General features: G+C 54.9%; 19 protein-coding genes. 5 read left to right on the top strand and 14 right to left on the bottom strand.

Annotated features, from left to right (window positions below):
- Positions 1 to 22: 22 nt before the first annotated feature.
- Both rcsC and gyrA read right to left on the bottom strand, forming a co-directional pair.
- The gene (gene rcsC, locus AAIE03_RS04090; protein WP_013026490.1) at positions 23 to 2,872 is read right to left on the bottom strand and encodes a two-component system sensor histidine kinase RcsC; all 2,850 of its coding nucleotides are present in this window, start codon (positions 2,870 to 2,872) and stop codon (positions 23 to 25) included.
- Positions 2,873 to 3,089: 217 nt separating this feature from the next.
- Positions 3,090 to 5,732, bottom strand: coding sequence for a DNA topoisomerase (ATP-hydrolyzing) subunit A (gene gyrA / locus AAIE03_RS04085; protein WP_019105996.1), 2,643 nt, complete (start codon positions 5,730 to 5,732; stop codon positions 3,090 to 3,092).
- Positions 5,733 to 5,908: 176 nt separating this feature from the next.
- Between gyrA and ubiG the strand changes: the two genes are divergently transcribed.
- From ubiG to yfaE, 4 genes are all read left to right on the top strand, one after another.
- Positions 5,909 to 6,637: a bifunctional 2-polyprenyl-6-hydroxyphenol methylase/3-demethylubiquinol 3-O-methyltransferase UbiG gene (ubiG, locus tag AAIE03_RS04080; protein WP_015699856.1), complete on the top strand. Its 729-nt coding sequence runs from the start codon at positions 5,909 to 5,911 to the stop codon at positions 6,635 to 6,637.
- A 459-nt stretch (positions 6,638 to 7,096) separates the two neighbouring features.
- Positions 7,097 to 9,382: a class 1a ribonucleoside-diphosphate reductase subunit alpha gene (gene nrdA, locus AAIE03_RS04075; RefSeq protein ID WP_498562804.1), complete on the top strand. Its 2,286-nt coding sequence runs from the start codon at positions 7,097 to 7,099 to the stop codon at positions 9,380 to 9,382.
- A gap of 78 nt (positions 9,383 to 9,460) precedes the next feature.
- Positions 9,461 to 10,591, top strand: coding sequence for a class Ia ribonucleoside-diphosphate reductase subunit beta (gene nrdB, locus AAIE03_RS04070; protein ID WP_014594159.1), 1,131 nt, complete (start codon positions 9,461 to 9,463; stop codon positions 10,589 to 10,591).
- A 2-nt stretch (positions 10,592 to 10,593) separates the two neighbouring features.
- The gene (gene yfaE / locus AAIE03_RS04065; RefSeq protein ID WP_014605383.1) at positions 10,594 to 10,854 is read left to right on the top strand and encodes a class I ribonucleotide reductase maintenance protein YfaE; all 261 of its coding nucleotides are present in this window, start codon (positions 10,594 to 10,596) and stop codon (positions 10,852 to 10,854) included.
- Between the two features lie 236 nt (positions 10,855 to 11,090).
- Here the strand turns inward: yfaE and AAIE03_RS04060 are convergent, their stop codons facing one another.
- Entirely contained in the window at positions 11,091 to 12,287 is a 1,197-nt protein-coding gene (locus AAIE03_RS04060; RefSeq protein ID WP_013026498.1) for a nicotinamide mononucleotide deamidase-related protein YfaY, read from the bottom strand.
- Positions 12,288 to 12,494: 207 nt separating this feature from the next.
- Entirely contained in the window at positions 12,495 to 12,806 is a 312-nt protein-coding gene (gene elaB, locus AAIE03_RS04055; protein ID WP_015699853.1) for a stress response protein ElaB, read from the bottom strand.
- Between the two features lie 343 nt (positions 12,807 to 13,149).
- Here elaB and AAIE03_RS04050 point away from each other — a divergent pair, with 343 nt between their 5' ends.
- Positions 13,150 to 14,808 (top strand): glucan biosynthesis protein D, encoded by a 1,659-nt coding sequence (locus AAIE03_RS04050; protein WP_498562803.1) that lies wholly within the window; start codon positions 13,150 to 13,152, stop codon positions 14,806 to 14,808.
- An 89-nt stretch (positions 14,809 to 14,897) separates the two neighbouring features.
- On the opposite strand, the gene AAIE03_RS04045 is transcribed toward AAIE03_RS04050, so the two are convergent.
- The 10 genes from AAIE03_RS04045 to nuoG form a co-directional block, all read right to left on the bottom strand.
- Complete coding sequence (locus AAIE03_RS04045; protein ID WP_498562802.1) at positions 14,898 to 15,356, bottom strand: GNAT family N-acetyltransferase; 459 nt, start codon at positions 15,354 to 15,356, stop codon at positions 14,898 to 14,900.
- A gap of 40 nt (positions 15,357 to 15,396) precedes the next feature.
- The gene (locus AAIE03_RS04040) at positions 15,397 to 16,320 is read right to left on the bottom strand and encodes an alpha/beta hydrolase (protein WP_078828817.1); all 924 of its coding nucleotides are present in this window, start codon (positions 16,318 to 16,320) and stop codon (positions 15,397 to 15,399) included.
- Positions 16,321 to 16,520: 200 nt separating this feature from the next.
- Positions 16,521 to 17,978, bottom strand: coding sequence for an NADH-quinone oxidoreductase subunit NuoN (gene nuoN / locus AAIE03_RS04035; protein WP_013026503.1), 1,458 nt, complete (start codon positions 17,976 to 17,978; stop codon positions 16,521 to 16,523).
- Positions 17,979 to 17,984: 6 nt separating this feature from the next.
- Positions 17,985 to 19,505 carry an NADH-quinone oxidoreductase subunit M gene (gene nuoM, locus AAIE03_RS04030; RefSeq protein ID WP_498562801.1) on the bottom strand — a complete coding sequence of 507 codons (1,521 nt, stop codon included), beginning with the start codon at positions 19,503 to 19,505 and terminating at the stop codon, positions 17,985 to 17,987.
- Positions 19,506 to 19,709: 204 nt separating this feature from the next.
- Positions 19,710 to 21,545 carry an NADH-quinone oxidoreductase subunit L gene (gene nuoL, locus AAIE03_RS04025; RefSeq protein WP_013026505.1) on the bottom strand — a complete coding sequence of 612 codons (1,836 nt, stop codon included), beginning with the start codon at positions 21,543 to 21,545 and terminating at the stop codon, positions 19,710 to 19,712.
- Positions 21,542 to 21,844, bottom strand: coding sequence for an NADH-quinone oxidoreductase subunit NuoK (gene nuoK, locus AAIE03_RS04020; RefSeq protein ID WP_013026506.1), 303 nt, complete (start codon positions 21,842 to 21,844; stop codon positions 21,542 to 21,544). Before nuoK ends, nuoL begins: the two co-directional genes overlap by 4 nt.
- On the bottom strand, positions 21,841 to 22,392 hold the full coding sequence (gene nuoJ, locus AAIE03_RS04015; protein WP_014605380.1) for an NADH-quinone oxidoreductase subunit J: 552 nt from the start codon (positions 22,390 to 22,392) through the stop codon (positions 21,841 to 21,843). Before nuoJ ends, nuoK begins: the two co-directional genes overlap by 4 nt.
- Positions 22,393 to 22,402: 10 nt before the next feature.
- Entirely contained in the window at positions 22,403 to 22,945 is a 543-nt protein-coding gene (nuoI, locus tag AAIE03_RS04010) for an NADH-quinone oxidoreductase subunit NuoI (RefSeq protein WP_013026508.1), read from the bottom strand.
- 11 nt (positions 22,946 to 22,956) lie between these two features.
- Positions 22,957 to 23,934 (bottom strand): NADH-quinone oxidoreductase subunit NuoH, encoded by a 978-nt coding sequence (nuoH, locus tag AAIE03_RS04005; protein ID WP_013026509.1) that lies wholly within the window; start codon positions 23,932 to 23,934, stop codon positions 22,957 to 22,959.
- Complete coding sequence (gene nuoG, locus AAIE03_RS04000; RefSeq protein WP_194761294.1) at positions 23,931 to 26,654, bottom strand: NADH-quinone oxidoreductase subunit NuoG; 2,724 nt, start codon at positions 26,652 to 26,654, stop codon at positions 23,931 to 23,933. The genes nuoH and nuoG overlap by 4 nt, the downstream gene beginning before the upstream one ends.
- Positions 26,655 to 26,692 lie beyond the last annotated feature (38 nt).

Raw genomic sequence — 26,692 nt, 5'->3', positions numbered from 1 at the left:
TTCGCACCGCCTCTTTTCCCTGCTACCCTACCCGCGTTTTCCGTACCCGCTCTGCATAAATGCCCAGCGTTGTTTTCAACACGTCTAAGGTCACCGGCTTCGACAAACAGTTGTCCATCCCTGCATCCATGCAGCGCTGTTTTTCTTCTGCCAGCGCGTTGGCGGTGACGCCGACTACCGGAAACACGTGCCCCAGCTGGCGCAGTCGCTGCGTCAGGCGATAGCCATCCATATTCGGCATGTTGACATCGGTAAGCACGATATCGATGTTATTACGACTGAGAACGTTTAACGCATCGACGCCGTCCTGGGCGGTCTTAACCTGATAACCCAGGGTGCCAAGCTGTTCTGACAGCAGCATACGGTTGATAGGATGATCGTCAACGATCAGTACCATAATGTCGTCATTATGAATTTTTTCTTCCACCGGACCGTCGAGCGCCAGGCCATCATTCACCTCCGCGTCAACCGTAATCCGGTAAATGCGCGCCAGCAGCGTGGGTAACTCATGCAGGGTTGCCGTGCTGTGGATCCAGCGTCCCGTCTGAGGCTCACGGGGCATGTCCACGTGCGAACCGTCAAAAGTGATAACCGCCCGCACTGGCGCGTGGATGTCGGGCACGTAATCTGTCAGCACCACATCATCACTGCCCGGCTGGGCCTGATATTCAGCAACCTGGATACCATGCTGCTTTAGCAGCCGTTCAAGGTACTGCGCCAGATATTCATTGCGCATCGCCAGCCAGATTTTCTTATCCTGTAAGCCGTCCAGCAGCGGAATGGAAGGCTGTTTACCGTTGTAGATCGGAATACGGACAATAAACTGGCTTCCCATTCCCGGCTCAGATTCAACCTCAATGTCACCGTCCATCATGTTGATCAGTTTTTCACAGATCGCCAGCCCCAATCCGGTCCCCTGGAAATTACGCTGTACGCCGTTGCCCACCTGGAAAAAGGGATCAAACAGTCGGGTCAACTCTTTAGCCGGAATACCCACACCGGTATCACGCGTGCGGAACGCCAGATAGCCTTGTGTGACATAGGCATGCAGAATAATACAGCCCGTATGGGTGAATTTAATGGCGTTATTCAGAAGGTTAGAAATCACCTGCTGCAGTCGCAGAGGATCACCATCAAGTGCCTGCGGAACATCGTGCTCGATATAGCAGTAAAGCGTCAGGCGCTTCTTCACCACCAGGGAGAGATAGTTTCCGACAATATGGGTGATCACTTCGCGCGGCGAGAAAGGTCGCGGCTCTATTTTCAACTGTTCCGATTCAATTTTGGAGAAGTCGAGAATATCGCTGATGATCTTCAACAGCAGGCTGGAAGAGTTATTCATCGCGGTCACCAGCGAGTCTATGCCGCTCGGCAGCTGCCGCGTCTGCAGCAGATCCAGGTTACCAATGATGCCATACAACGGCGTACGAAGTTCGTGACTGACCGTTGCCAGGAACATGGATTTCGACTGGCTGGCCTGCTCTGCCGCGTGGGCCATTTCCTGTAAGGATTGCTCCATGCGCACGCGGGCGGAAACATCCACCAGCACACAGATCGCCACATTTTCATTGCGGTAGCGGGAATGCACAAAGCTGATTTGCAGGTTAGTATTACTGCCCGTGAGGACATCAACAAAGTTAACCTGCTGCCCGCCGATGATCTCATTTAATCGCTTACGGTCTTCCTGCGTCAGCAGCGTCAGATAGTTGTGTGCCAACTCGTTACTGAGAATATTGGTACCATCGCTGGTGCGTAAAATGCAGATCCCTACCGGCGCTGAAGCGACAATTTTACGGTTGAACTGCTCGTGCTCTTCCAGCCGGTGTGCGTTTTCTTCCGCTGGCAAAAACATGCGTCTCTCAAACAGCCAGGCAAGCGTAAACAGCAGGATGGCGCTCAGGATATTCAGCAACAGGGCATTGATCATCATCAGTTTGAGCTGATCGACCAGCACATCGGTAGAGACCGACCACACCACGTTAAGATTCGACGGTGGCAACGGTTTTTTCAGCACCAACTGACGGTAACCGTCAAGATAGCCAAACCAGGTTTTATCATCAGGCAATTCATTTAATGAAAAGCCCAAACCGCCCCGGCGCGAGGTCAGGAGCGGAGCGTAATTTTCATCCGTAATCGTTGCCGTGACGGGCAGGCTACCGGGCTGAATAAACGCATCAAGCTGGATATTTTGCTCGACGCCCAGCAGGGCCTGAAGTTTATCCGCCACGTAGATCGGCATGATAACAGAGAAGTTTCCTACGCCTGGCTGGGCGCTGCTGTTTACCCAGTAGACCGGGTTGCGACGCTCCTCTTCCGAACTGTTGCGGTAGCGCTGAAGGTTTTCCTGCAACAGCTTGAGGCTGTTATCGCGGTTAACGTTGTTACCAATAGCAAAATCCGCCAGACACTTGTTATCGCCACCAATGAGGAACACCCGGTTGAGCTCATAAGATGAGGCGAAATGACTCCTCCAGTAATTGATATAGTTACTGAGTGAGTCCAGTGAGTTGCGCCAGGTCGCGCTCATGGCGGTGCAGTCATCACTGGAAAAAAGGGGGGTAAACTGCGGTTGAATCGTCTTTCCTGCCGTTGACCGATCTGAGGCTTCTCCCCCGCCGCTGGCGCTGGTGAGGTGGTTTTCAGCGATGAACTTAAGCTCGCGCATCTTGCCCGCTGAGAGGCGAACGTACCAGTCAATTGTGCCGTAGTTGCCAGCAAATTCCTGCCGTACCTTGTTCTCTTTATCGTGAAGTACGCTAATGATGTAGAAGGTGGTCAGCACCGCGCCCAGTAGCCAGATTAGCAGCGCCAACGCGCGAAACAGATAGCGCGAAATGCGAAGCGTCGTGCGGAAAGAGACTAGATATTTCAAAGGTAACTCGCAGGTGGCAAGGTTAGTCGCATCGTGGGATTTTTAATGCTCATACACTAGCTTTATCGCAGCAAAAAAGCCAGTCGGTGACGGGCACCGGGCGCAGTTTGGGACTATTTGCCCCTGAGGAAATCATCCTTTGCCAAACCTGCCGCAAAAAAAACGGCAGGTCGGGTGATCCCTGACCTGCCGTTGCTCTTAACGTACGACGCGCTAATTACTCATCGTCGTCCGCTGCGGGTACGTCATCGTCGTCATTGTCGACTTCAGGTACGATATCGTCATCCCCTTCCGCCACGCTGCCGTCGATAGAGTCCAGCTCTTCTTCTTCCACCGGCTCAGCCACGCGTTGCAGTCCGACCACGTTCTCGTCCTCTGCCGTACGAATCAGAATCACACCCTGGGTATTACGGCCCACGATGCTGACTTCAGACACACGGGTTCTCACCAGGGTGCCGGCATCGGTGATCATCATGATCTGATCGCTGTCGACCACCTGCACTGCACCAATCACCGGTCCATTACGCTCGGTCACTTTGATGGAGATCACGCCCTGCGTCGCACGGGATTTGGTTGGATACTCACTGTTCGCGGTACGCTTACCGTAGCCGTTCTGCGTCACGGTGAGAATTGCGCCCTCTTCACGCGGCACAATCAGGGAAACCACACGATCGTTTTGCGCCAGCTTGATACCGCGTACGCCCGATGCCGTACGGCCCATGGCACGCACGGCAGATTCGGCGAAGCGAACCACTTTACCGGCGGCCGAGAACAGCATCGCCTCGTCGTTACCGTTGGTCAGCGCTACGCCAATCAGCTCGTCATCATCGCGCAGGTTAATGGCGATGATACCGGCGCTGCGTGGACGGCTAAACTCCTGCAGACCGGTTTTCTTCACCGTGCCGCTCGCGGTTGCCATAAAGATATTGAAGCCTTCGGTGTATTCGCGCACAGGCAGAATCGCCGTGATACGTTCATTCGCTTCAAGCGGCAACAGGTTGACGATTGGACGTCCACGTGCCCCACGGCTGGCTTCCGGCAGCTGGTAAACCTTCATCCAGTAGAGTCGGCCACGGCTGGAGAAGCACAGAATCGTATCGTGGGTGTTTGCCACCAACAGACGATCGATAAAATCTTCTTCTTTAATGCGGGCGGCAGACTTGCCTTTGCCACCGCGACGCTGCGCTTCGTAATCACTCAGCGGCTGATATTTTACATAGCCCTGATGCGACAGCGTGACGACCACATCTTCCTGATTGATCAGGTCCTCGATGTTGATGTCTGCGCTGTTCGCAGTGATTTCCGTGCGGCGCTCATCGCCGAACTGATCGCGCATCAGTTCCAGCTCTTCGCGAATGACTTCCATCAGGCGCTCAGAACTTCCCAGGATGTGGAGCAACTCCGCAATTTGATCCAGCAGCTGTTTGTATTCATCCAGCAGCTTTTCATGCTCAAGCCCGGTCAGTTTCTGTAAACGTAAGTCCAGAATGGCCTGAGCCTGCTGTTCAGTCAGGTAATATTTACCCTCACGAATACCAAACTGCGCTTCCAGCCACTCTGGGCGGGCAGCATCATCACCGGCACGCTCCAGCATGGCAGACACGTTGCCCAGATCCCAGGATTGTGCGATCAGGCCCGCTTTCGCTTCGGCAGGCGTGGGCGCACGGCGGATCAGCTCAATGATCGGATCGATGTTAGCCAGCGCAATCGCCAGGCCTTCAAGGATATGCGCACGATCGCGAGCTTTGCGCAATTCAAAAATAGTACGACGCGTAACCACTTCACGACGATGGCGAACGAAGGCTTCCAGAATCTCCTTCAGTGCCATAATCTTCGGCTGGCCCTGATGCAGCGCCACCATGTTGATACCGAAAGAGGTTTGCAACTGAGTCAGTGAATAGAGGTTGTTGAGGACGACTTCACCAACCGCATCACGCTTGATTTCAATGACAATACGCATGCCGTCTTTATCAGACTCATCACGCAGCGCACTGATGCCTTCAACGCGTTTTTCTTTCACCAGCTCGGCGATTTTCTCAATCAGGCGCGCTTTGTTCACCTGATACGGCAGTTCGTGAATGATGATGGTTTCACGCCCGGTTTTGGCGTCCACTTCCACTTCACCACGGGCACGGATATACACTTTACCGCGACCGGTGCGATAGGCTTCTTCAATGCCGCGACGACCGTTAATGATGGCCGCTGTCGGGAAGTCAGGCCCCGGAATGTGCTCCATCAGCCCTTCGATGCTGATGTTTTCATCTTCGATATAGGCGAGGCAGCCGTTGATCACTTCACGCAGGTTGTGCGGTGGGATATTGGTTGCCATGCCGACTGCGATACCGGACGAACCGTTTACCAGCAGGTTAGGAATTTTGGTGGGCAGAACTTCAGGGATCTGCTCGGTGCCGTCGTAGTTCGGAACGAAATCAACGGTCTCTTTTTCCAGGTCAGCTAACAGGTCGTGGGCGATTTTGGACATGCGCACTTCGGTATAACGCATCGCCGCAGCGGAGTCGCCGTCGATGGATCCGAAGTTGCCTTGACCGTCCACCAGCATGTAACGCAGGGAGAAAGGCTGGGCCATACGTACAATGGTGTCGTAAACGGCAGAATCACCATGGGGGTGATATTTACCGATAACGTCACCGACGACGCGGGCAGATTTTTTATAGGGTTTGTTCCAGTCATTACCCAGTTCGCTCATCGCGTATAGTACGCGGCGATGTACTGGCTTCAGGCCATCACGCACATCGGGTAAAGCTCGGCCAACGATGACCGACATGGCGTAATCGAGGTAAGAATTTTTTAACTCTTCTTCGATATTAACCGGTGTAATTTCTCTCGCAAGGTCGCTCATGGAGCCGCTATCCCTCTACTAATCCCGGATTTTAAAGGTGCGAAAGTATATCACAGAGCAATTCGCTGGTGAACGTTAACCACCTTATTAAGGTGCTTTTCCTCAAGTTGATAAGGTGCGTCAGAGTCAGTTAAGCGTTTATACTGATGTCACGTTTTGTCAGGAGTCACGATTCAATGAATGCACAACCACAGAATCATCAGCACAATGTCGATGCACAGGAAATTGCCAAGTTTGAGGCCGTTGCCTCGCGCTGGTGGGATCTGGAGGGCGAATTTAAACCGTTGCACCGTATTAACCCCCTGCGGCTGGGCTATATTGCACAACACAGCAACGGGCTGTTTGGCAAGAAAGTCCTGGATGTTGGCTGTGGCGGCGGCATCCTGGCCGAAAGCATGGCGCGGGAAGGCGCGGTGGTCACCGGGCTGGATATGGGTGCCGAACCGCTGGAAGTGGCGCGTCTGCATGCCCTGGAGAGCGGCGTCACACTCAGCTATGTGCAACAGACGGTGGAAGAGCACGCCAGCCAACACGCGGGCGAATACGATGTGGTGACCTGCATGGAGATGCTAGAACATGTGCCCGATCCGCGTTCGGTGGTGCACGCCTGCGCGCAGTTGGTGAAACCCGGCGGTGAGGTGTTCTTCTCGACTATCAACCGCAATCCTAAAGCCTGGCTGATGGCCATTTTTGGTGCTGAATATGTGCTGCGCATGGTGCCGCGCGGCACGCATGATGTGAAAAAATTTATCCGCCCTTCTGAGTTGCTGGGCTGGGTCGATGAAACGCCACTACGTGAGCGCAATATGATTGGCCTGCACTACAACCCCATCACCGATAAGTTTCGTCTGGGTAACGGTGTGGATGTGAACTACATGATACACACGCATCACGGCGACGCCTGATAATCCTGCAGCGTGCGGCTCTGCCCTGCCCACGCTGCTGTCATCCTGTTGTCATCTGCGCAGGTTAGCGTTTCCGAGGGGCGGATCCAGGGCATTGGCTGAGACGGTATCTGCACGTTTTGCTCTCCCGCGCTGAGGTGTTGGAAAAGTTAGCGCAATGTTTGAAAAATCAGCGGTCGATCATAAATTGCAATATTTTCTCTGAATGGTTGACACGACCTGCGGCCTTACGAGACGCGGCTTAAGAAAACCCTCAGAAAATACAACCCCCGCAGACATCATTTTTTCCTCTTGTTAAGCGCCAGCAAAATACTAGAATAAGCCTCCATATTGTTATGCATATCGTCAACAACCCCAAGATGTAGTGTTTATCCACAACATTATTCACAATGAATATGCTGTGTATAAATCGGGATTTCTTTTAATTATTGGATACTCACGCAAAGGTAAAAACGCGACATGAACCAAAGTCTGCTCGTTACTAAACGCGATGGCCGCCAGGAGCGCATTGATCTCGACAAAATTCACCGTGTCCTCGACTGGGCGGCCGAAGGGCTGAACAATGTGTCGGTTTCACAGGTAGAGCTGCGTTCCCACATTCAGTTTTATGATGGCATCAAAACGTCTGACATCCATGAAACGATCATCAAGGCCGCTGCAGACCTTATTTCTCGCGATGCCCCTGACTATCAATACCTTGCTGCCCGACTGGCAATCTTCCACCTGCGTAAAAAAGCTTACGGTCAGTTTGAACCGCCCGCGCTGTACGATCAGGTTGTTAAGATGGTCGATCTGGGCAAGTACGATCGCCATCTGCTGGAAGACTACAGCCGTGAAGAGTTCGAGCAGATGGATGGCTTTCTCGACCACTGGCGCGATATGAATTTCTCCTACGCGGCCGTGAAGCAGTTAGAAGGCAAATACCTGGTTCAGAACCGCGTCTCCGGTGAGATCTACGAAAGTGCCCAGTTCCTGTATATCCTGGTCGCCGCCTGCCTGTTCTCAGGTTATCCCCGCGATACGCGTATGGATTACATCAAGCGTTTCTACGATGCGATCTCGACCTTCAAAATCTCGCTGCCAACGCCCATCATGTCGGGAGTGCGTACGCCTACGCGTCAGTTCAGCTCCTGCGTGCTGATTGAGTGCGGCGACAGCCTGGATTCGATCAATGCCACCTCCAGCGCCATTGTGAAATACGTTTCTCAGCGCGCGGGCATTGGTATCAACGCCGGACGTATCCGCGCGCTGGGCAGCCCTATCCGTGGTGGCGAAGCATTCCACACGGGCTGTATCCCGTTCTATAAGCACTTCCAGACTGCGGTGAAATCCTGTTCGCAGGGCGGCGTTCGTGGCGGCGCAGCCACGCTGTTCTACCCAATGTGGCACCTGGAAGTCGAAAGCCTGTTAGTGCTGAAAAACAACCGTGGCGTTGAAGGCAACCGCGTGCGTCATATGGACTATGGCGTGCAGCTCAACAAGATGATGTATCAGCGTCTGCTTAAAGGCGAAGACATCACGCTGTTCAGCCCGTCAGACGTGCCTGGCCTGTACGATGCCTTCTTTGCCGATCAGGATGAGTTTGAGCGCCTCTACACCAAATATGAAAAAGACAGCAGCATTCGCAAGCAGCGAGTGAAAGCCGTGGATCTGTTCTCGCTGATGATGCAGGAACGCGCCTCAACGGGCCGTATCTACATCCAGAACGTCGATCACTGCAACACACACAGCCCGTTTGACGCCAGCATCGCGCCGGTTCGCCAGTCTAACCTGTGTCTGGAAATTGCGCTGCCGACCAAGCCGCTGAGCGACGTCAACGACGAGAACGGTGAAATCGCGCTGTGTACGCTGTCAGCGTTCAACCTGGGCGCCATTGACAGCCTGGACGATCTGGAAGAGCTGGCGACCCTGGCGGTACGTGCGCTGGATGCCCTGCTCGATTATCAGGATTACCCGATTCCTGCCGCACAACGCGGTGCGATGGGCCGTCGCACGCTGGGTATTGGCGTGATTAACTTTGCTTACTACCTGGCGAAGCACGGCGTGCGTTACTCCGACGGCAGCGCCAACGGCCTGACGCACAAAACCTTTGAAGCCATTCAGTATTACCTGCTAAAAGCCTCAAACGAGCTGGCGAAAGAGCAAGGTGCCTGCCCGTGGTTTAATGAAACCACCTATGCGCAGGGCGTACTGCCGATCGACACCTACAAGAAAGATCTGGATGCGATTTGCAATGAGCCGCTGCACCTGGACTGGGAAACCCTGCGTGAGCAGATTAAAACCCACGGTCTGCGTAACTCAACGCTTTCTGCGCTGATGCCGTCTGAAACCTCATCGCAGATTTCAAACGCCACCAATGGTATTGAGCCGCCGCGTGGTCATATCAGCATCAAGGCATCCAAAGACGGTATTCTGCGTCAGGTGGTGCCGGAGTATGAGCGTCTTAAAGATCAGTACGAACTGCTGTGGGATATGCCCTCCAACGACGGTTACCTGCAGCTGGTTGGCGTGATGCAGAAATTTATCGATCAGGCGATTTCGTCTAACACCAACTACGATCCGTCACGCTTCCCGAATGGCAAAGTGCCGATGAAGCAGTTGCTGAAAGATCTGCTGACCGCCTATAAGTTCGGCGCGAAGACGCTCTATTATCAAAACACCCGTGATGGTGCGGAAGATGCGCAGGATGATCTGGCACCTTCTATTCAGGATGATGGCTGCGAAAGCGGCGCCTGTAAGATCTGACGGTCGGGCGGGAGCCATTCCCGCCCACATTTTCCCGCGAGGCCGGTGCTGAGCCTCGTCTACATTGGACAGTTTTTTATGGCTTACTCCACTTTTTCTCAGAATAAAAATGACCAGTTGAAAGAGCCGATGTTTTTCGGTCAGTCCGTTAACGTGGCCCGTTTTGACCAGCAGAAATACGATATCTTTGAAAAGCTGATCGAAAAGCAGCTTTCGTTCTTCTGGCGTCCTGAAGAGGTCGATGTTTCACGCGATCGCATCGATTACCAGGCCCTGCCCGATCACGAAAAACACATTTTTATCAGCAACCTGAAATATCAGACGCTGCTGGACTCCATTCAGGGACGCAGCCCAAACGTGGCGCTGCTGCCGCTGATCTCCATTCCTGAGCTGGAAACCTGGATCGAAACCTGGGCATTCTCAGAGACAATCCACTCACGCTCCTATACCCACATCATTCGTAACATCGTAAACGACCCGGCGGTGGTGTTTGACGATATCGTGACCAACCAGCAGATTCTGGCACGTGCTCAGGATATCTCGCAGTACTACGATGATCTGATTGAGATGACCAGCTACTGGCATCTGTTAGGTGAAGGCACCCATCAGGTTAACGGTAAGTCCGTCACCGTCAGCCTGCGTGCCCTGAAAAAGCAGTTGTATATCTGTCTGATGAGCGTCAACGCGCTGGAAGCCATCCGTTTCTATGTCAGCTTTGCCTGCTCGTTTGCGTTTGCCGAGCGTGAGCTGATGGAAGGCAATGCGAAAATCATCAAGCTGATTGCCCGCGACGAAGCCTTACATCTGACCGGTACTCAGCACATGCTAAACCTGCTGCGCACTGGCGAAGACGATCCTGAGATGAAAGAGATCGCCGCCGAATGTCGTGAAGAGTGTTTTGAACTGTTCAAAAAAGCGGCACTGCAGGAAAAAGAGTGGGCGGAATACCTGTTCAGCGGCGGTTCGATGATCGGCCTGAACAAAGATATCCTGTGTCAGTATATTGAATACATTACCAATATTCGCATGCAGGCGGTTGGCCTCGATCTGCCTTTCGAAACGCGTTCTAACCCGATTCCCTGGATCAACGCCTGGCTGGTGTCGGACAACGTTCAGGTGGCACCGCAGGAAGTGGAAGTCAGCTCCTATCTGGTCGGTCAGATTGACTCCGAAGTGGGCGAAAACGACTTCGACGATTTCCAGTTGTAATGATGAGCCGTTCCGTTGTTATTCTGCGCAGTTCCGGTACCCGACTGGAGGGCGCAGACGATCACCCTAACCTGCTGACGATGCTGGAAGCCAACAACCTGTGTGTTGAGTTCCAGTGCCGTGAGGGCTATTGCGGCTCCTGCCGGATGCGGCTACTGAGCGGCGAAGTCGACTACGCGGAAAAGCCGCTGGCGTTTATTGAGCAGGGCGAGATCCTGCCCTGCTGCTGTAAGGCGAAGGGCGAGATCGAGCTTGAACTCTAGGCTCGCATCTCAGGCAGTTAAAAAACCGTCATTCCAACCGAATGGCGGTTTTTTTTCTGGCGCTGGCTCAGGGAATACGGGCAATCACCTTGATTTCAAAATCGAAGCCAGCCAGCCAGGTGAGATCAACAACGCCACGTCCGCAGCATAAAACCGTCAGCGCGCGCCGCTTAACGATTTGTCGACGCTTTCATAAGACAGGCTGGGCGACGCCAGCCCCTTACGTACGCTCAGGCTTAGTGCTTCACCGTTTCGATCACATCGATCCAGCCGTGCCCTGTGCTTACCTCACTGCCGTGTAGCCAACGGCGCAACATGTTCATCGCCATCATCGCCACCACTTTTTGCCGGGTTTCCAGATTATGACGACCGTGGTTAAACTTCACGCGTTGTCCCCAGGTCGCCTCCGGCGTGTGTAGCGCAACGGAAATCTCGCCTTCGCTCAGGTTGCCGACCGACAGGGCCAACGGCGTCTGCAGCCTCGCCGCCAGCGCCTGCGTGCGCATCACCTGTACCTCAAGGCTTTCGTCCTGCTGCGGCAGAATTTCGGTGGCGCTCAGGGGAACCTCAGCCGAAGCCAACTGCCAGTTGAGTAACCCCGCCGTGTACTGCTCGCTGATTGCGAGACGCAGGTTACGTTGATTCAGTTCTCGCGCCAACAGCGCAGGCAGCCCCTCCAACCCTTCAAAAATCGTGCATTCCGCTAGTAGTAAACGCACCTGCTGCCAGACCTGCTCCATCGCCACGCGCTGTGAGGCAGGCCCGGTGAGCTTAATTTCGATAATGGGCATTGATGAACGGTAGCCCATCAACACGTTTTCCGGCAGCGCCAGCGGCTCAAGTTCATTAGCAATATCGCTTTCACCCCGACCAAAGGTCGTCAGCCGCAGGCACAGCGGCGGCTCTGGCAGGTCAAATTTATTTTTCAGGCGGGGGATGATTTGTTGTTCAACCATCACTTTAAATTCAGAGGGTACGCCGGGGGTAAAAAACAGCCAGCAACGGTTGAGCTGCAGGGCAAATCCACAGGCGGTGCCGACCGGATTATCGAGCATTTCGGCATTGGCAGGAATTTCGGCCTGTTTGCGATTGCTGTCGGCCATCACACGTCCACGACTGGCGAACCAGACTTCCATAGTTTCAAGCCAGGCTTCCTGCATCACCAGTTCAACGCCACTCGCCATCGCAGCCGCCTGGGCGCTAAGGTCATCAGATGTGGGCCCCAGGCCGCCGTTAACGATGAGCACATCCGCTTCAAGACTACGTGCCTGTAAGGTCTCAACCAGGGACGACAGGGAATCACCTACTGTTGTACGGCTGGTCATCGGCATTCCGTGCTGAAATAACACATCAGCCAGCCAGGCCGCGTTGGTATCGACGATTTGACCGTGTAACACTTCATCGCCCGTGGACAGCATTTCGACTCTAATCACGTTCTTTCTCCTTGTGCCATTAGGTTCACTTTAGAAAGCCCCTGCGTAAAACACAATCTGTAAGGGAGATTTAGCGTCGAATAAGGCCGCGTCTGGCGAGAGGATAAGGAGGAGATAAGAAGATAAAAAGCAGGCAAGGGATATTGAGAAAGCGCAAACGGACAGGAGTGAGCCTGCCCGTTGTACGTATTGCACTACGCGTTTAGCTTAACGGCGAGCCAGCAGCAGGCCTAAAACCAGCCCTGCCGTTGCACCAATACCGATGCCCTTCCACGGTTTCTCATGAACGTAATCGTCGGCACGGTAAGCAACCTGTTTAGCACGATAGTAGTAGCTATCGGACGCCTGACTAACACGTGACTTTACATCTTCCAGCGCTCGTTCAGCTTTGGTTTTCAGTTCGATGTATTTCTGGTCAGCCGGATCCCCTGATGACTTCAGCACTTCTTCCAGCGTTTCGGTCAGCAGTGCGATATCGTCGTCATAGCCTGTTTCAAAAGATTCAGTCTGTTTTACCATCATTTCCTCCATGTGAATTGCAAAGCACCTGGTTAACTATAGTCCCAAAACAGGGCTTTGCGTGGAACTCCGCCAGGAATTGCCTGAAAATCAGCGTGAGTAAACAAAACGGCAGTGAATCTGTGTCACGCTGGGCGCTACGCAAAGAAGTGTAAGAGATGGCCTGCTGGCAGCGATTTCGCTTCGCTTATTTGATTTATCTGATAAATTTTCAACGAAATGAATTTTTATCTACGCCGACTGTCGTACCCAGCTGTTGCCTGTAATAATCAGGCCATGTGCATATCAATGCGCTGACACGACAGTCACAGCAAACTCGAACAGCTAAGGAATGATCTCTGGCATGAATCGCAGAATGTTTATGAAAGCGTCAATGGCCTTTTCCGCCGTAAGCGGTATGACAGGCTTATCAACGCTGTTCGCGCAATCCGCCTGGGCAGATGATGGCATTGCTGACGGAACCGCAGTACGCTTCGATTTCGATGAGTTGAAGAATAATGCGGCCGCGCTGGCTAAAAAACCCTGGGGCGGCGCACCCGGCCCCCTTCCCCCCACGTTGGCAACCCTGACACCACAGGCATACAACGATATTCAGTATGATGCCAACCACTCTCTGTGGAACAATATTCCCAATCGCGAACTGGATGTGCAGTTCTTCCACGTAGGCATGGGATTTAAACGCCGCATCCGCATGTTCTCTGTGGACAGCGCCAGTCGTGAAGCACGCGAAATTCATTTTCGTCCTGAGTTGTTTAACTACAACGATGCCAAAGTCGATACCAAACAACTGCAGGGTAAAACGGATCTTGGCTTTGCCGGTTTCCGCGCCTTCAAAAAACCTGAGCTGGCCCGCCGCGACATTGTCTCGTTTCTGGGTGCCAGCTATTTCCGCGCGGTCGATGACACTTATCAGTACGGCCTGTCCGCGCGTGGCGTGGCCATCAACACCTTCAGCAACGGTCAGGAAGAGTTTCCAGACTTTACGGCCTTCTGGTTTGAAACGCCGAAAGCGGAAGACACCACTTTTACCTGCTATGCCTTACTGGACGGCGCCAGCATCACCGGGGCCTATAAGTTTGTCATTCACTGCGAAGCAGAACGCGTGGTCATGGAGATTGAGAATCATCTCTTTGCCCGCAAGGATATTCGTCAGTTAGGCATCTCGCCGATGACCAGCATGTTCAGCTGCGGCACCAACGAACGCCGGATGTGTAACACCTATCATCCGCAGATTCATGACTCCGATCGCCTGGCGATGTGGAGCGGCAAAGGTGAATGGATTGCCCGGCCGTTAAATAATCCTCAGCGCCTGCAGTTCAACGCCTACGAAGACGAAAACCCGCGCGGCTTTGGCCTGCTCCAGCTTGACCATGACTTTGAGAACTATCAGGACGTGATTGGCTGGTATAACAAACGCCCAAGCCTGTGGGTGGAACCGGTAGGCAAATGGGGCAAAGGCGCCATTAACCTGATGGAAATTCCAACCACCGGCGAAACGCTTGATAACATCGTCTGCTTCTGGCAGCCCGCAGAGCCGATCAAAGCCGGTAGCGAATACAATTTTGCCTACAAGCTTTACTGGAGCGCCCTGCCGCCCGTTCAGAGCGATCTGGCCCGCGTAGATGCGACCCGCACCGGCATTGGTGGTTTCCCCGAAGGCTGGGCGCCGGGCGAGCACTTCCCGGATGTCTGGTGCCGCCGTTTCGCTGTGGACTTTATCGGCGGCGACTTGCAGGCAGCCGCACCGAAAGGCATTGAACCTGTGATTACGGTTTCCTCAGGCACCTTTAAACAGGTAGAGATCCTGTATGTCGAACCGATAAAAGGTTACCGCATCCTGTTCGACTGGTATCCCAACAGCGACAGCGTACAGCCCGTTGAGATGCGCCTGTTCCTGCGCACCAAAGACGAAACCCTGAGTGAGACCTGGCTCTATCAATATGTGCCACCGCCGCCGGACCAGCGTAAATACGTTGACGATCGCCAGATGACCGTAAGCTAACGCTTCCCTCTCACGTGAAATGCATCTCAGGCCAACCGCCGGGATGCATTTTTTTTGCCCGACAGGGCACCTGAGCCGTGAGCGGCGCTTTACTGCCCTACTCTGCGCATATCGATATGGGGAATACCGTCCTCAAGATAGCTGTCGCTGACCGTGATAAAGCCATGTCGCTGGTAGAACGCCTCAAGATGCGCCTGAGCAGAGAGAAACTGTGAATGCCCCGGCCAGTGCTGCTCACAACTGGCGATTGCCTGTGTCATCAGCTGGTTGCCTAAGTTCAGGCCACGTGCCTTACTGGATATGATCACGCGTCCGATTTTCACCTCTGCCCCCGCGCGATCGGGTGACAATATGCGCGCGTAGGCCAGCAGATCCCCCTGCGCCATGCCGAGAATGTGACGATTCTCGCCCTGCAAATCCAGGCCATCGACGTCCAGATAGGCGCACTGCTGCTCCACGACGAATACCTCACAGCGTAAAGCCAGCGCCGCGTAGAGCTGCGGAACGCTTAAGGCTTGATGCTGAAGATCCAGCCAACTGATATGCATGTCTTATCCTTACTAAAATGGGCCGCCTGCCCGGGAGGCATCACATCACTTTACCGCGCCGGCCTTTCTGCAGCCAGTGAAGATAATGTTGAGGCCAGGCCATGGTCGGCGTGCCGGGTTTTCCCATACCAAAGCCATGTCCGCCCGTGAGATAGCGCACCAGCTCGACGTCAACCTGATGCTGTTGGCAGGCGCTGGCCATCATCAGGGTGTTATGGGGATCGGAAACCGGATCGTCTTCGGCCTGAACCAGAAAAAAGGGAGGCGATGTCGATGACACGTAATTCTGAACCGACCAGGCTGCGTCCTCTGCCGCCGTCGCATGCGTTCCCACCAACATACGGTGCGTTGCGGTGTGCGTATAGGGCGCTTCCAGGGTGATCACCGGATAGATCAGCGCCGCCCCGTCAGCATAAGCTGGCGCACTGTCCAACGCATCAAGGGCTGCATAGCTTTGAAAGTCTTGGCGCGTCACAGCCATTCCGAGTAAGTGCCCACCCGCGGAAAAACCCAGCACCGAGAGCCGCTTTGCCTGCGGCCGTAACAGCCGCAGCGCGCGCTGGGCATCCTGCAGCGCGACTATGTTGCCCGCTGCCCAGCCCTCGCCGGGAAGCCGATAGCGCAGAATCGCCGCCGTATAGCCGCGTGCCGTTAACCAGCGTGCCGCAGGCCAGGCTTCTTTCGCCATTTCTATCCGTTTGTACCCCCCGCCGCCGGCTATCAGAACAACATGGCCGTTGGGCATGTTCGGTTTGATCACTGTCAGCGTCGGCACCGCGATATTGCGCTGTGCGCCCGAAGATGAGGTCTTAACGGCACCGACAGGGCCGCCGCCGCCGGGTGGCGTGCCAGGCCAGAGCGGAATCACCGTGTGTGAGATTTCCGGCTGGGATGCCCGCGACAGCGTGCTCTTTGCGACTATCAGCGCAGCGGTGAAGCCTAATAAAAAATGACGGCGCTCCATAGGCCATGCTCCTGTAACAAGCCAGAGGACATTGCAGCAGAAAAATAGGGAGACAGAATGAAGATAACGTATTTTTTTAGGGCAGCAGCAACCCTTGCGTCGTCACCGGTCGTGCGGTTAAGTCGCTGCATGGTGCAGTAGGCAGATTTCAGACAAAAAAAATCAGGCCCGAGGGCCTGATTCAGTATGACAATCGACGATTACATCAGGGGCTGAGCCATCTGTACCAGTCTGATTAACGGCTGCGGATAAACACCTAACAGCAGTACCAGAATCGCTGAAATCAGTACCACCACGCCGCCCGCGGTGAAGGCCCAGTTATCAGGCGTATCGCGGTTGAGCAGTTCTGGTGGGCTCAGGTACAGGCTCACGGTCACGCGCAGATAGTAGTACAGGCCAATAGCACTTCCCACCACCACCGCACCGGTCAACCACCACAGGTGCGCACTCACGCCAGAGGCAATCACGTAGAACTTACCGATAAAGCCCAGCGTCATTGGAATACCGGCCAGCGACAGCATCATCACCGTCATCACCGCAGACAGAACCGGACGACGCCAGAACAGACCGCGATACGAGTAAAGTGAATCCGCATCCGGACCGCGATAAGGGCTCGACATCAGGCTCACGACACCAAAGGCACCCAGGCTGCTGAACAGGTAACCGGCCAGGTAAACCCCAGAGGTTTCCAGCGACAGCTGATGATCTTTCACCGCAATCAGCGCCACCAGCAAATAACCCAGATGCGCGATGGAGGAGTAACCCAACAGGCGCTTAATGTTGCTCTGCGAGATCGCCATCAGGTTACCGAACAGGATGGAAACGAAGGCGATGATACCCAATACCGTTCGCACCGCTTCGCTGTCGGTCACCGGCGCATACATGAACAAGCGCATGACGACACCGAAGATGGCGATTTTACTGGCCGTGGCCAGGAACGTTGATACCGGAGCCGGTGCCCCCTGATACACGTCTGGCGTCCACAGGTGGAACGGCACCAGCGACAGCTTAAAGCCCAGACCAATAATCAGCATTCCCAGGCCCACCAGCAACAGTGGCGCCTGAATCATGCTGTCAGTCAGGCTTTTGCCCAGGCTGACGAAGCCCAGGTTGCCAGAGTCAGCGTAAATCAGCGCAATACCAAACAGCAGGAAGGACGATGCCGCCGCCGACAGGATAGTGTATTTCAGGGCCGCTTCCAGCGAACGTTTCTGGCGGAATGCGTAACCAATCAAACCAAACAGCGGCAGTGACAGCAGTTCAATTCCGATAAACAGCGATGCCAGGTGGTTAGACGCTGACAGCACGATACCGCCCAGTGCGGCAATCAGGACCAACAGATAAAACTCGTCCTTGTTATCCGGGAAAGTCGCCAGCCATGGATAGGCAAACGTACAGGTTGCCAGGCTGGCCAGCATCACCAGTGCGGTATAGAACATCGAGTAAGCATCAACGCGCAGCAGCGGCGTGACGTCCATCGCCCCGACCTGGCCCACAAAATATAGCGACAGCAGAGCCAGGTTCAGGCCAACCACTGTTAGCGTGGCGTTAACAAAGTGGTTGCGTCGCCAGGCAATGGACAGCATCACAACCACCACCGTCAATCCGACGATTAACAGCGGCAGCAACGCGATCAATTGTTGAGGAGTTATTGTCATGGCGAATTACGGCCTTGTAGTTGAAATTGAAGCGGTAAACCACTGCTGAATATTGCTCATTGCAGCATGTGAGGTATCCAGAATCGGCTGGGGATAAATACCCAACAGCACCAGCAGAACCACGAGCACGCCAATGGTCAGGAATTCACGTGCCGACATTCCCGGCAGTGGATCTTTAGATTTCGCTTCGCCGTAGTAGGCACGCTGCATCATGACCAGCGAATAAACCGAAGCGAAAACCAGACCAAAGGTCGCAATCACAATAATGATAGGAACGACCTGGAAGCTGCCGGTGAGGATCATAAACTCACCCACGAAGTTACCGGTGCCCGGCATCCCCAGGTTGGCGACAGCAAAGAACAGTGATAAACCCGGAATCCATTTGATGCGCGACCACAGACCGCCCATCTGACGCATATCACGCGTGTGCAGGCGCTCATACAGCTGACCACACAGGATAAACAGGGCCGCCGCAGACAGGCCGTGCGCAATCATCTGTATCACCGCGCCCTGAATGGCCAGCTGGCTGCCGGTGTAAATCGCAATCAGCACAAAGCCCATGTGGGAAATCGAGGTGTAGGCAATCAGGCGTTTAATATCCGTCTGCGAGAACGCCATCCAGGCGCCGTAGAAGATACCGATGATACCTAGCCACATCGCGATAGGGGCAAACTCAGCGGATGCATTGGGGAACAGCGGCAGGCTGAAACGCAGCAAACCATAGGCCGCAGTTTTCAGCAAAATACCCGCCAGGTCCACTGAACCGGCCGTCGGCGCCTGACTGTGCGCATCGGGTAACCAGCCGTGAAGCGGCACCACCGGCATTTTCACCGCAAACGCGATAAAGAAGCCCAGCATCAGCAGATATTCGACGGTGTGCGACATGGGCGTTTTCAACAACTGCTCGTAGTTGAACGTCCAGACGCCGGTCGCGTTGTAGTGGACAAACACCAGCGCCAGAATCGCAATTAACATCACCAGACCTGATGCCTGGGTATAGATAAAGAATTTGGTGGCCGCGGTGATACGGGTTTTCCCGTCCGAGGCTTTATGTCCCCACAGTGCGATGAGGAAGTACATCGGCACCAGCATCATTTCCCAGAAGAAGAAGAACAGGAACATGTCGATGGCAAGGAACACACCGATAACGCCGCCCAGAATCCACATCAGGTTAAGATGGAAGAATCCCTGATACTTCTCGATCTCGTTCCACGAACACAGCACGGCCATCAAACCGAGCAGCCCGGTCAGCACCACCATTAATAGCGAAAGGCCATCAAGCGCTAAATGGAAATTAATGCCGAAACGGGGGATCCAGGGTACTGAGAAGCTCGATTGCCACTGCGGAATACCCGCTGCCTGCGTCAGTGAATAGCCTCCCTGCAACCACAGCTGCAGTGAAAGCGCCAACGTCAGCCCCATGGTGATCAGTGCAATCCAGCGTGGCACTTTCGCGCCGAAGCGCTCGGCGAGCCAGCAGATAAAACCACCGAAGAAGGGTATGAAAATTAGCCAAGGTAATAACACGGCATACTTCCCTTTTATGGCCTTTTATGAGCTATCTTACTTACCATTTTCATTCCCGGCAGTGCTCGCAATCCTCACGTACTTCAGTACGCTCCGGTTGCTGTGCGCTGGCGGTAATGAAACTGGCTGCGACGATTGCGCTCATTACTCGGTTATTTGGACATTCTTAACTGGGGTAAGCGAACTCACCCCGCTCATCAATCTTTAAATTACCAGCAACAGGGCCAGAACCACGACGGCACCCACGCTCATCGACGCCACGTACCAGCGCAGATAACCGTTTTCACTGACCACCAGACCTTTATTGGCGATACGTGAAAGCAACGCAGGGAGGTTCATCAGGCCGTTGAGCGGATCGCGTTTTAACAGCCACGCAATGCCCAGGTACGGTTTGACAAACACCTTGTCGTAGAGCCAGTCGAAGCCCCAGGCGGCGAACCACCAGGTGCCGAAGAAGCGGCCCGGTGCGCTGTTGGCAATACGGGTCACCAGCTGACGTTTGCCCAGCCAAAGTGCGGCTGCAATCACGATGCCGGAAACCGCGACCAGACCCGATGCAATCTCCAGCGTCACTTTACCGTTTTCACCAAACTCATTCGCCGGCAAAACGCCCGCCAGTGGTGGGGTAATCAGTGCGCCAACGAAGGTGGAGAGCACCAGCAGCACCAGCAGCGGCAGATGATGGGTAATGCCTTTACCCGCATGAGCATGAATCTTCTCTTCACCGTGGAACACGATGAAGATCATGCGGAAGGTATAAATTGAGGTCAGGAATGCACCCACCAGGCCCGCTACCATCAGGTTAAGATGACCGTTCGCCAGCGCACCAAACAGGATTTCATCTTTACTGTAGAAACCGGCGGTAATCAGTGGCAGTGCCGCCAGCGCGGCGCCGCCCACTAGGAAGCAGGTGTAAACCAGCGGGATGCTCTTACGCAGTCCGCCCATCTTAAAGATGTTCTGCTCGTGGTGGCAGGCCAGAATAACCGAACCTGAAGACAGGAACAGCAGGGCTTTAAAGAAGGCGTGGGTCATCAGGTGGAAAATCGCGGCATCCCACGCCTGTACGCCCAGCGCCAGGAACATGTAGCCAATCTGGCTCATGGTGGAGTAAGCGAGGACGCGTTTGATGTCCGTCTGAACCAGGGCAGCAAAGCCTGCCAGCACCAGGGTAATGGCACCGATAATGCCGACCAGATGCAGCACCTCAGGCGTCAGCAGGAACAGGCCATGCGTGCGGGCAATCAGGTAAACCCCTGCCGTTACCATGGTCGCGGCGTGAATCAGTGCCGATACCGGTGTCGGGCCTGCCATTGCATCGGCCAGCCAGGTCTGTAAGGGCAACTGGGCCGATTTACCGACCGCACCGCCTAACAGCATCAGGGTAGCCCACTGCAGCATGTGATTGTCCGCCGCAAAGTGTGCCGGTGCCAGCTCAACCATCTCGCGGAAGTTGAGCGTACCCAGTTCGTTGTAAAGGATGAACAGCGCAAAGGCCAGAAACACATCGCCGACGCGGGTGATGATAAAGGCTTTCATCGCCGCTTTGCCGTTTTCCGGATTGCTGTAGTAGAAGCCGATCAGGAGGTAAGAACACAGCCCAACCCCTTCCCAGCCCAGATACATCAGCATCAGGTTATCCGCCAGCACCAGAACCACCATGCTGGCGATAAACAGGTTGGTATAGGCGAAGAAGCGTGAATAGCCCTCTTCTCCGCGCATATACCAGGAGGCGAACATATGGATCAGGAAACCGACGCCGGTAACCACCGACAGCATGGTAAGCGAGAGGCCATCCAGAGTCAGATTGACCTGAATGTTAAAATTGCCCACGTGAATCCAGGTCCACAGCGCCTGGGTGAATACCTGCTGCCCGTTAGCAAAGAAGTCAACGCCAACATACAGGGTGGTCAGTGCGGCTAACCCCACCGATCCCATTCCGACCGTCGCCGACAGATTCTCTGACCAGCGACCACGGGAAAACGCTAACAGCAAAAAGCCGATCAGCGGAAACAAGACAGTTAAATAGAGAAGGTTCATCCGCGCATCTCGCTCACAATATCAATGTTCAGCGTCTGACGACGACGATAGAGCTGAAGCAGCAGGGCCAGACCGATACTGGCTTCCGCTGCGGCGAGGCTGATTGCCAGAATATACATCACCTGACCATCGGCCTGTCCCCAGTAGCTGCCCGCGACGACCAGCGCCAGCGCCGCGGCGTTGATCATAATTTCAAGGCTGATCAGCATAAACAGCAGGTTGCGGCGCAGTACCAGCGAGGTCAGGCCAAGAACGAACAGCACCGCGGCCAAAATCAATCCATGTTGTAACGGGATCATGCTTGCTCCTTATTCGCCTGCGCGGCATCGTTTGAACGGTTGCTCAGGACTTCACCCTGGCGCTCTTCACGTCCCAGATGGAAGGCAACAACCAGACCGGCCAACAGCAGCATTGATGCCAGTTCAACCGCCAGGACATACGGGCCAAACAGGCTAATACCGACCGCTTTCGCGTCGATGATTTTACCGTCAATGCCCTGATCCTGTGCCGTCATGATGGCGTAAATCATGACCGCCAGTAGCAGAAAGGACACCAGACCGGGACCGATCCACAGGGACGGGCTGAGCCATTCGCGTTCCTGTTTCTCCGTGGCCTTGCCCAGGTTGAGCATCATCACGACGAACACGAACAGCACCATGATGGCACCGGCATACACGATGATTTCCAGCGCACCGGCAAAGTAGGCACCCAGGGAGAAAAAGACACCCGCTACCGATAACAGCGAAACGATCAGGTACAGCAACGCATGTACCGGATTAGTGTGGGTAATGACGCGTAACGTCGTCACCACCGCCACCAGTCCGCAAAGATAAAACGCAAATTCCATGCCTTGCTCCTTAAGGTAATAAGCCTTTGACGTCGATGGGTTTCGCTTCATTTTCAGCGTCACCTTTATCTTTACCGTCAATCGCCATACCTGCCATGCGGTAGAAGTTGTACTCCGGATATTTACCCGGCCCCGAGATCAACAGATCGTCTTTTTCATACACCAGATCCTGACGCTTGAACTCGCCCAGCTCGAAATCCGGCGTCAGCTGGATAGCGGTGGTTGGGCAGGCCTCTTCGCACAGGCCGCAGAAAATGCAGCGTGAGAAGTTAATACGGAAGAACTCTGGATACCAGCGACCGTCTTTGGTTTCGGCCTTTTGCAGTGAAATACAGCCTACCGGACAGGCTACTGCACACAGATTACAGGCAACGCAACGCTCTGCCCCATCGGGATCGCGCGTCAAAACGATACGACCACGATAGCGCGGTGGCAGGTAGACTGGCTCTTCCGGATACATCTGGGTTTCGCGTTTCGCGAAGGCGTGCATGCCTATCATCCAGATACTGCGAACTGTCGTGCCGAAGCCTACGACAATATCTTTTAATGTCATTTGTTTACCCCTTACTGCGCTGTGTACAGAATCACTGCGGCGGTCGCCAGCAGGTTCAACAGCGTCAACGGCAGACACACTTTCCAGCCGAACGACAGCACCTGGTCATAGCGTGGACGCGGAAGCGCAGCACGAATCAGGATGAACATCATCATAAAGAACGCCGTTTTCAAGGCGAACCAGATGAAAGGCGGCAGGAAAGGCCCGTGCCAGCCCCCGAAGAACAGCGTCACAATCAGTGCTGAGACGGTGGTAATCGCGACGTATTCGCCCACAAAGAACAGGCCGAATTTCATCCCGGCATATTCAATGTGGTAACCGTCGGCCAGCTCTTGCTCAGCTTCTGGCTGGTCAAAAGGATGACGGTGACAGACCGCGACGCCCGCAATACAGAAGGTCAGAAAACCAAAGAACTGCGGGATGATGTTCCACAGGTGCGTCTGGCTGTTGACGATATCGGTCATGTTGAACGATCCCGCCTGGGCCACTACGCCCATCAGCGACAGTCCCAAAAACACTTCGTAACTCAGCGTCTGCGCAGAGGCGCGCATGGCACCTAACAGCGAGTATTTATTATTACTCGCCCAGCCGGCAAACAGTACGGCATAGACCGCCAGGCCCGCCATCATCAGGAAGAACAGCAGCCCGATGTTCAGGTCGGTGACGACCCAGGTCGGCGAAACCGGCACGATGGCAAATGCCAGCAGCAGTGACACAAAGGCGATGACCGGCGCCAGGGTAAAGATAAAGCGGTCGGTGAACGGGGGAACCCAGTCCTCTTTAAAGAACATCTTGATCATGTCAGCAACCAGCTGCAAGGATCCGCCCCAGCCCACGCGGTTCGGTCCATAGCGGTTCTGGAACAGGCCGAGCAGACGACGCTCGGCAAAGCTCATGAACGCACCGCAGCCCACCACGACCAGCAGAATCACCAGCGCTTTACCCACGGCGATCAGAATGTCGATAACACCCGGAGTTAACCAGCTCATTGCGCCGCCTCCTGCAGAGAATCAATTTTTGCATTCGCCAGGAATGGCGGTACGCCCGGCAGACCGAGTGGAAGCCCCACCTGCCCTGCCTGCAGCGACGCGGAGAAACGCACAGGCAAGCGCAGGGTTTCACCGGCACAGGTTAATTCCACAGACGCGCCACTGTTCACGCCCAGCTTAGCCGCATCCTCCGGGTTCAGGACCAGAGTGGGTGCCGACATACGCTGTTGGATAACCGGCGCGCGCTGCGTCATCTCTTCACTACCGAATAGCTGATAGTAAGGCGCGACGCGGAACTGACCGTTAGTGGTATACGCGCCAGGTACGCTGCTGAACCAGGCTAACTGTGCGTCGCTGGCTTCGAACAGACGCACGCCGGGATCGCCGTGACGCAGTTTACCGCCCACTTCATCCTGGAATTTGTTCCATGCCTGAGGTGAGTTCCAGCCTGGCGCCCAGGCAAAGGGGATCTGCGAACGCGGTGCGTTCGGCTGGTTGTTCCCTTCCATTGAGAAGGCAAACATCGTGTCCTGATCCTGCGGCTGACGCGGCTCGTGCACGCTGATGTTGGCGCGCGCGGCGGTACGGCCACTGGCACGATGCGGTGAACGCGCCAGTTTCTGACCACGGATACGGAAGCTGGCATCCGGTGCCGCCTCTTTAATGCCCTTCAGCTGTGGCAGACTGGCAACCACGGCATCAATGACGTGATCCAGCTGCGTCCAGTCAACGTGGCGGCTTTCCAGCGCGCTGTGCAGCGAATGCAACCAGCGCCAGCTTTCCAGCATCACGATGCTGTTGTCATAATAGGCAGGATCGTACACCTGGAAGAAACGCTGTGCGCGCCCTTCGTGGTTGATTGAGGTGCCATCGCTTTCCGCGAAGCTGGCCGCGGACAAAACCAGTCCGGCTTTCTCCAGCGTGGCGGTGCGTTGATGATCAACGACGATCACGTTAGCGGCCTGATTCAGCGCCGCATCCACCTGCGCTTTTGGCGCATGGCGATAGAGATCGTTTTCCAGTACCACGACCGCATCGGCTTCGCCGCTTTGCAGTTGTTCTAGCGCCTGGTCCAGGGTGTTTCCGCCCATCAGGCCCAGCCCCATGCTGTTCGCATGGCCTGCCAGTAAGGTGATACCGACGTCTGCGCCGCGCGCTTTCAGCGCTTTCGCCACGTTCGCGGCCGCTTCAATCATGGCAGTGCTGCCTGAGTGAACACCGGAAACGATCAGCGGTTTTTTAGCGCCGGCCAGCGCCTGCACGACGACATCCAGCTTGCCGTTCAGCGCAGCGTCGAAATCGCTTACGGCCGGGGCGGTTTCGTCCAGCGCATTGGCGATGGCAAATCCAAGACGCGCCTGATCTTCCACTGGGGCACGATAGCTCCACGCGGCAATATCATCGAGACGCGTTTCATCGACGTTGGTGACAAAGAGCGGATGCTTAGCGTGCTGACCGATATTCATGATGGCCGCGATTTGCCAGTCTGCGACTTTCTGCGCAGCGGCCATTTCACGGGCCTTACCTTTCACCGCCTGGCGCACAGACAGGGCCACGCGCGCGCCAACCTGGGTCAAATCTTCCCCCAGCACCAGCACTGCATCGTAGCTTTCAATTTCACGCAGCGATGGCGTATAAATTCCGCCGTCACGCAGCACTTTTAACAACAGTTCAAGGCGTTCCTGCTCACCGGCAGGCATGCCGGTAGAGAAGTTTTCGGCCCCGACCAGTTCACGCAGCGCAAAGTTGCTCTCGACGCTGGCACGTGGCGAGCCGATACCAATCACGCGTTTCGCCTGGCGCAGCACGTCTGCCCCGACGTTCACCGCCTGCTCCGCATTCAGCGTCACGCGATCGCTGCCGCGCAGCTGTACCGGATGGTGAGGGCGGTCCTTCAGGTTGACGTAACCGTAACCAAAGCGACCACGGTCACACAGGAAGTAGTGGTTAACGCTGCCATTGTAACGGTTTTCGATGCGGCGCAGCTCGCCATAGCGCTCACCCGGACTGGTGTTACAGCCCACGCTGCACTGCTGACAGATGCTGGGCGCGAACTGCATATCCCATTTACGGTTATAGCGTTCAGAGTGGGTTTTATCGGTAAATACGCCGGTTGGGCAGATTTCAACCAGGTTGCCGGAAAACTCGCTTTCCAGCGTGCCGTCTTCCGGGCGGCCGAAGTAAACGTTGTCATGCGCGCCATAAACGCCCAGATCGGTACCGTCAGCATAATCTTTGTAATACCGCACACAGCGGTAGCAGGCGATACAGCGGTTCATCTCATGCGAAATGAACGGGCCAAGGTCCTGATTACGGTGGGTGCGTTTGGTGAAGCGATAGCGGCGGAAGCTGTGGCCGGTCATTACCGTCATATCTTGCAGATGACAGTTACCGCCCTCTTCGCATACCGGACAGTCGTGCGGGTGGTTGGTCATTAACCACTCAACCACGCTTTCACGGAACTCTTTCGCTTCGCCATCATCAATAGAGATGAAGGTGCCGTCAGACGCCGGCGTCATACAGGACATGACAAGGCGGCCGCGGGTATCTTCAGCGTTCTGGAATTGCTTTACCGCACACTGGCGGCAGGCACCCACGCTTCCCAGCGCCGGATGCCAGCAAAAATAAGGAATATCAAGGCCCAGAGACAGACATGCCTGTAGCAGGTTGTCCGCTCCGTTCACATCATATTCTTTACCGTCTACATGGATTGTAGCCATAGTGACATGCTTCCGTAAGGCTCGTCATAGACGAGCGT

The organism is Pantoea sp. Ae19-2 (genome assembly GCF_059801205.1).
This window is presented reverse-complemented; position numbering and strand designations above follow the sequence as displayed.

Excerpts from the sequence above, each read along its gene's own strand:
- nuoG (WP_194761294.1), bottom strand. The coding sequence starts at position 26,654 with ATGGCTACAATCCATGTAGACGGTAAAGAATATGATGTGAACGGAGCG.
- AAIE03_RS04050 (WP_498562803.1), top strand. The coding sequence starts at position 13,150 with ATGAATCGCAGAATGTTTATGAAAGCGTCAATGGCCTTTTCCGCCGTA.
- nuoL (WP_013026505.1), bottom strand. The coding sequence starts at position 21,545 with ATGAACCTTCTCTATTTAACTGTCTTGTTTCCGCTGATCGGCTTTTTG.
- nrdA (WP_498562804.1), top strand. The coding sequence starts at position 7,097 with ATGAACCAAAGTCTGCTCGTTACTAAACGCGATGGCCGCCAGGAGCGC.
- yfaE (WP_014605383.1), top strand. The coding sequence starts at position 10,594 with ATGAGCCGTTCCGTTGTTATTCTGCGCAGTTCCGGTACCCGACTGGAG.
- elaB (WP_015699853.1), bottom strand. The coding sequence starts at position 12,806 with ATGGTAAAACAGACTGAATCTTTTGAAACAGGCTATGACGACGATATC.
- nuoI (WP_013026508.1), bottom strand. The coding sequence starts at position 22,945 with ATGACATTAAAAGATATTGTCGTAGGCTTCGGCACGACAGTTCGCAGT.
- nuoJ (WP_014605380.1), bottom strand. The coding sequence starts at position 22,392 with ATGGAATTTGCGTTTTATCTTTGCGGACTGGTGGCGGTGGTGACGACG.
- AAIE03_RS04045 (WP_498562802.1), bottom strand. The coding sequence starts at position 15,356 with ATGCATATCAGTTGGCTGGATCTTCAGCATCAAGCCTTAAGCGTTCCG.
- gyrA (WP_019105996.1), bottom strand. The coding sequence starts at position 5,732 with ATGAGCGACCTTGCGAGAGAAATTACACCGGTTAATATCGAAGAAGAG.
- nuoN (WP_013026503.1), bottom strand. The coding sequence starts at position 17,978 with ATGACAATAACTCCTCAACAATTGATCGCGTTGCTGCCGCTGTTAATC.
- nuoH (WP_013026509.1), bottom strand. The coding sequence starts at position 23,934 with ATGAGCTGGTTAACTCCGGGTGTTATCGACATTCTGATCGCCGTGGGT.
- nuoK (WP_013026506.1), bottom strand. The coding sequence starts at position 21,844 with ATGATCCCGTTACAACATGGATTGATTTTGGCCGCGGTGCTGTTCGTT.
- nrdB (WP_014594159.1), top strand. The coding sequence starts at position 9,461 with ATGGCTTACTCCACTTTTTCTCAGAATAAAAATGACCAGTTGAAAGAG.
- AAIE03_RS04040 (WP_078828817.1), bottom strand. The coding sequence starts at position 16,320 with ATGGAGCGCCGTCATTTTTTATTAGGCTTCACCGCTGCGCTGATAGTC.
- ubiG (WP_015699856.1), top strand. The coding sequence starts at position 5,909 with ATGAATGCACAACCACAGAATCATCAGCACAATGTCGATGCACAGGAA.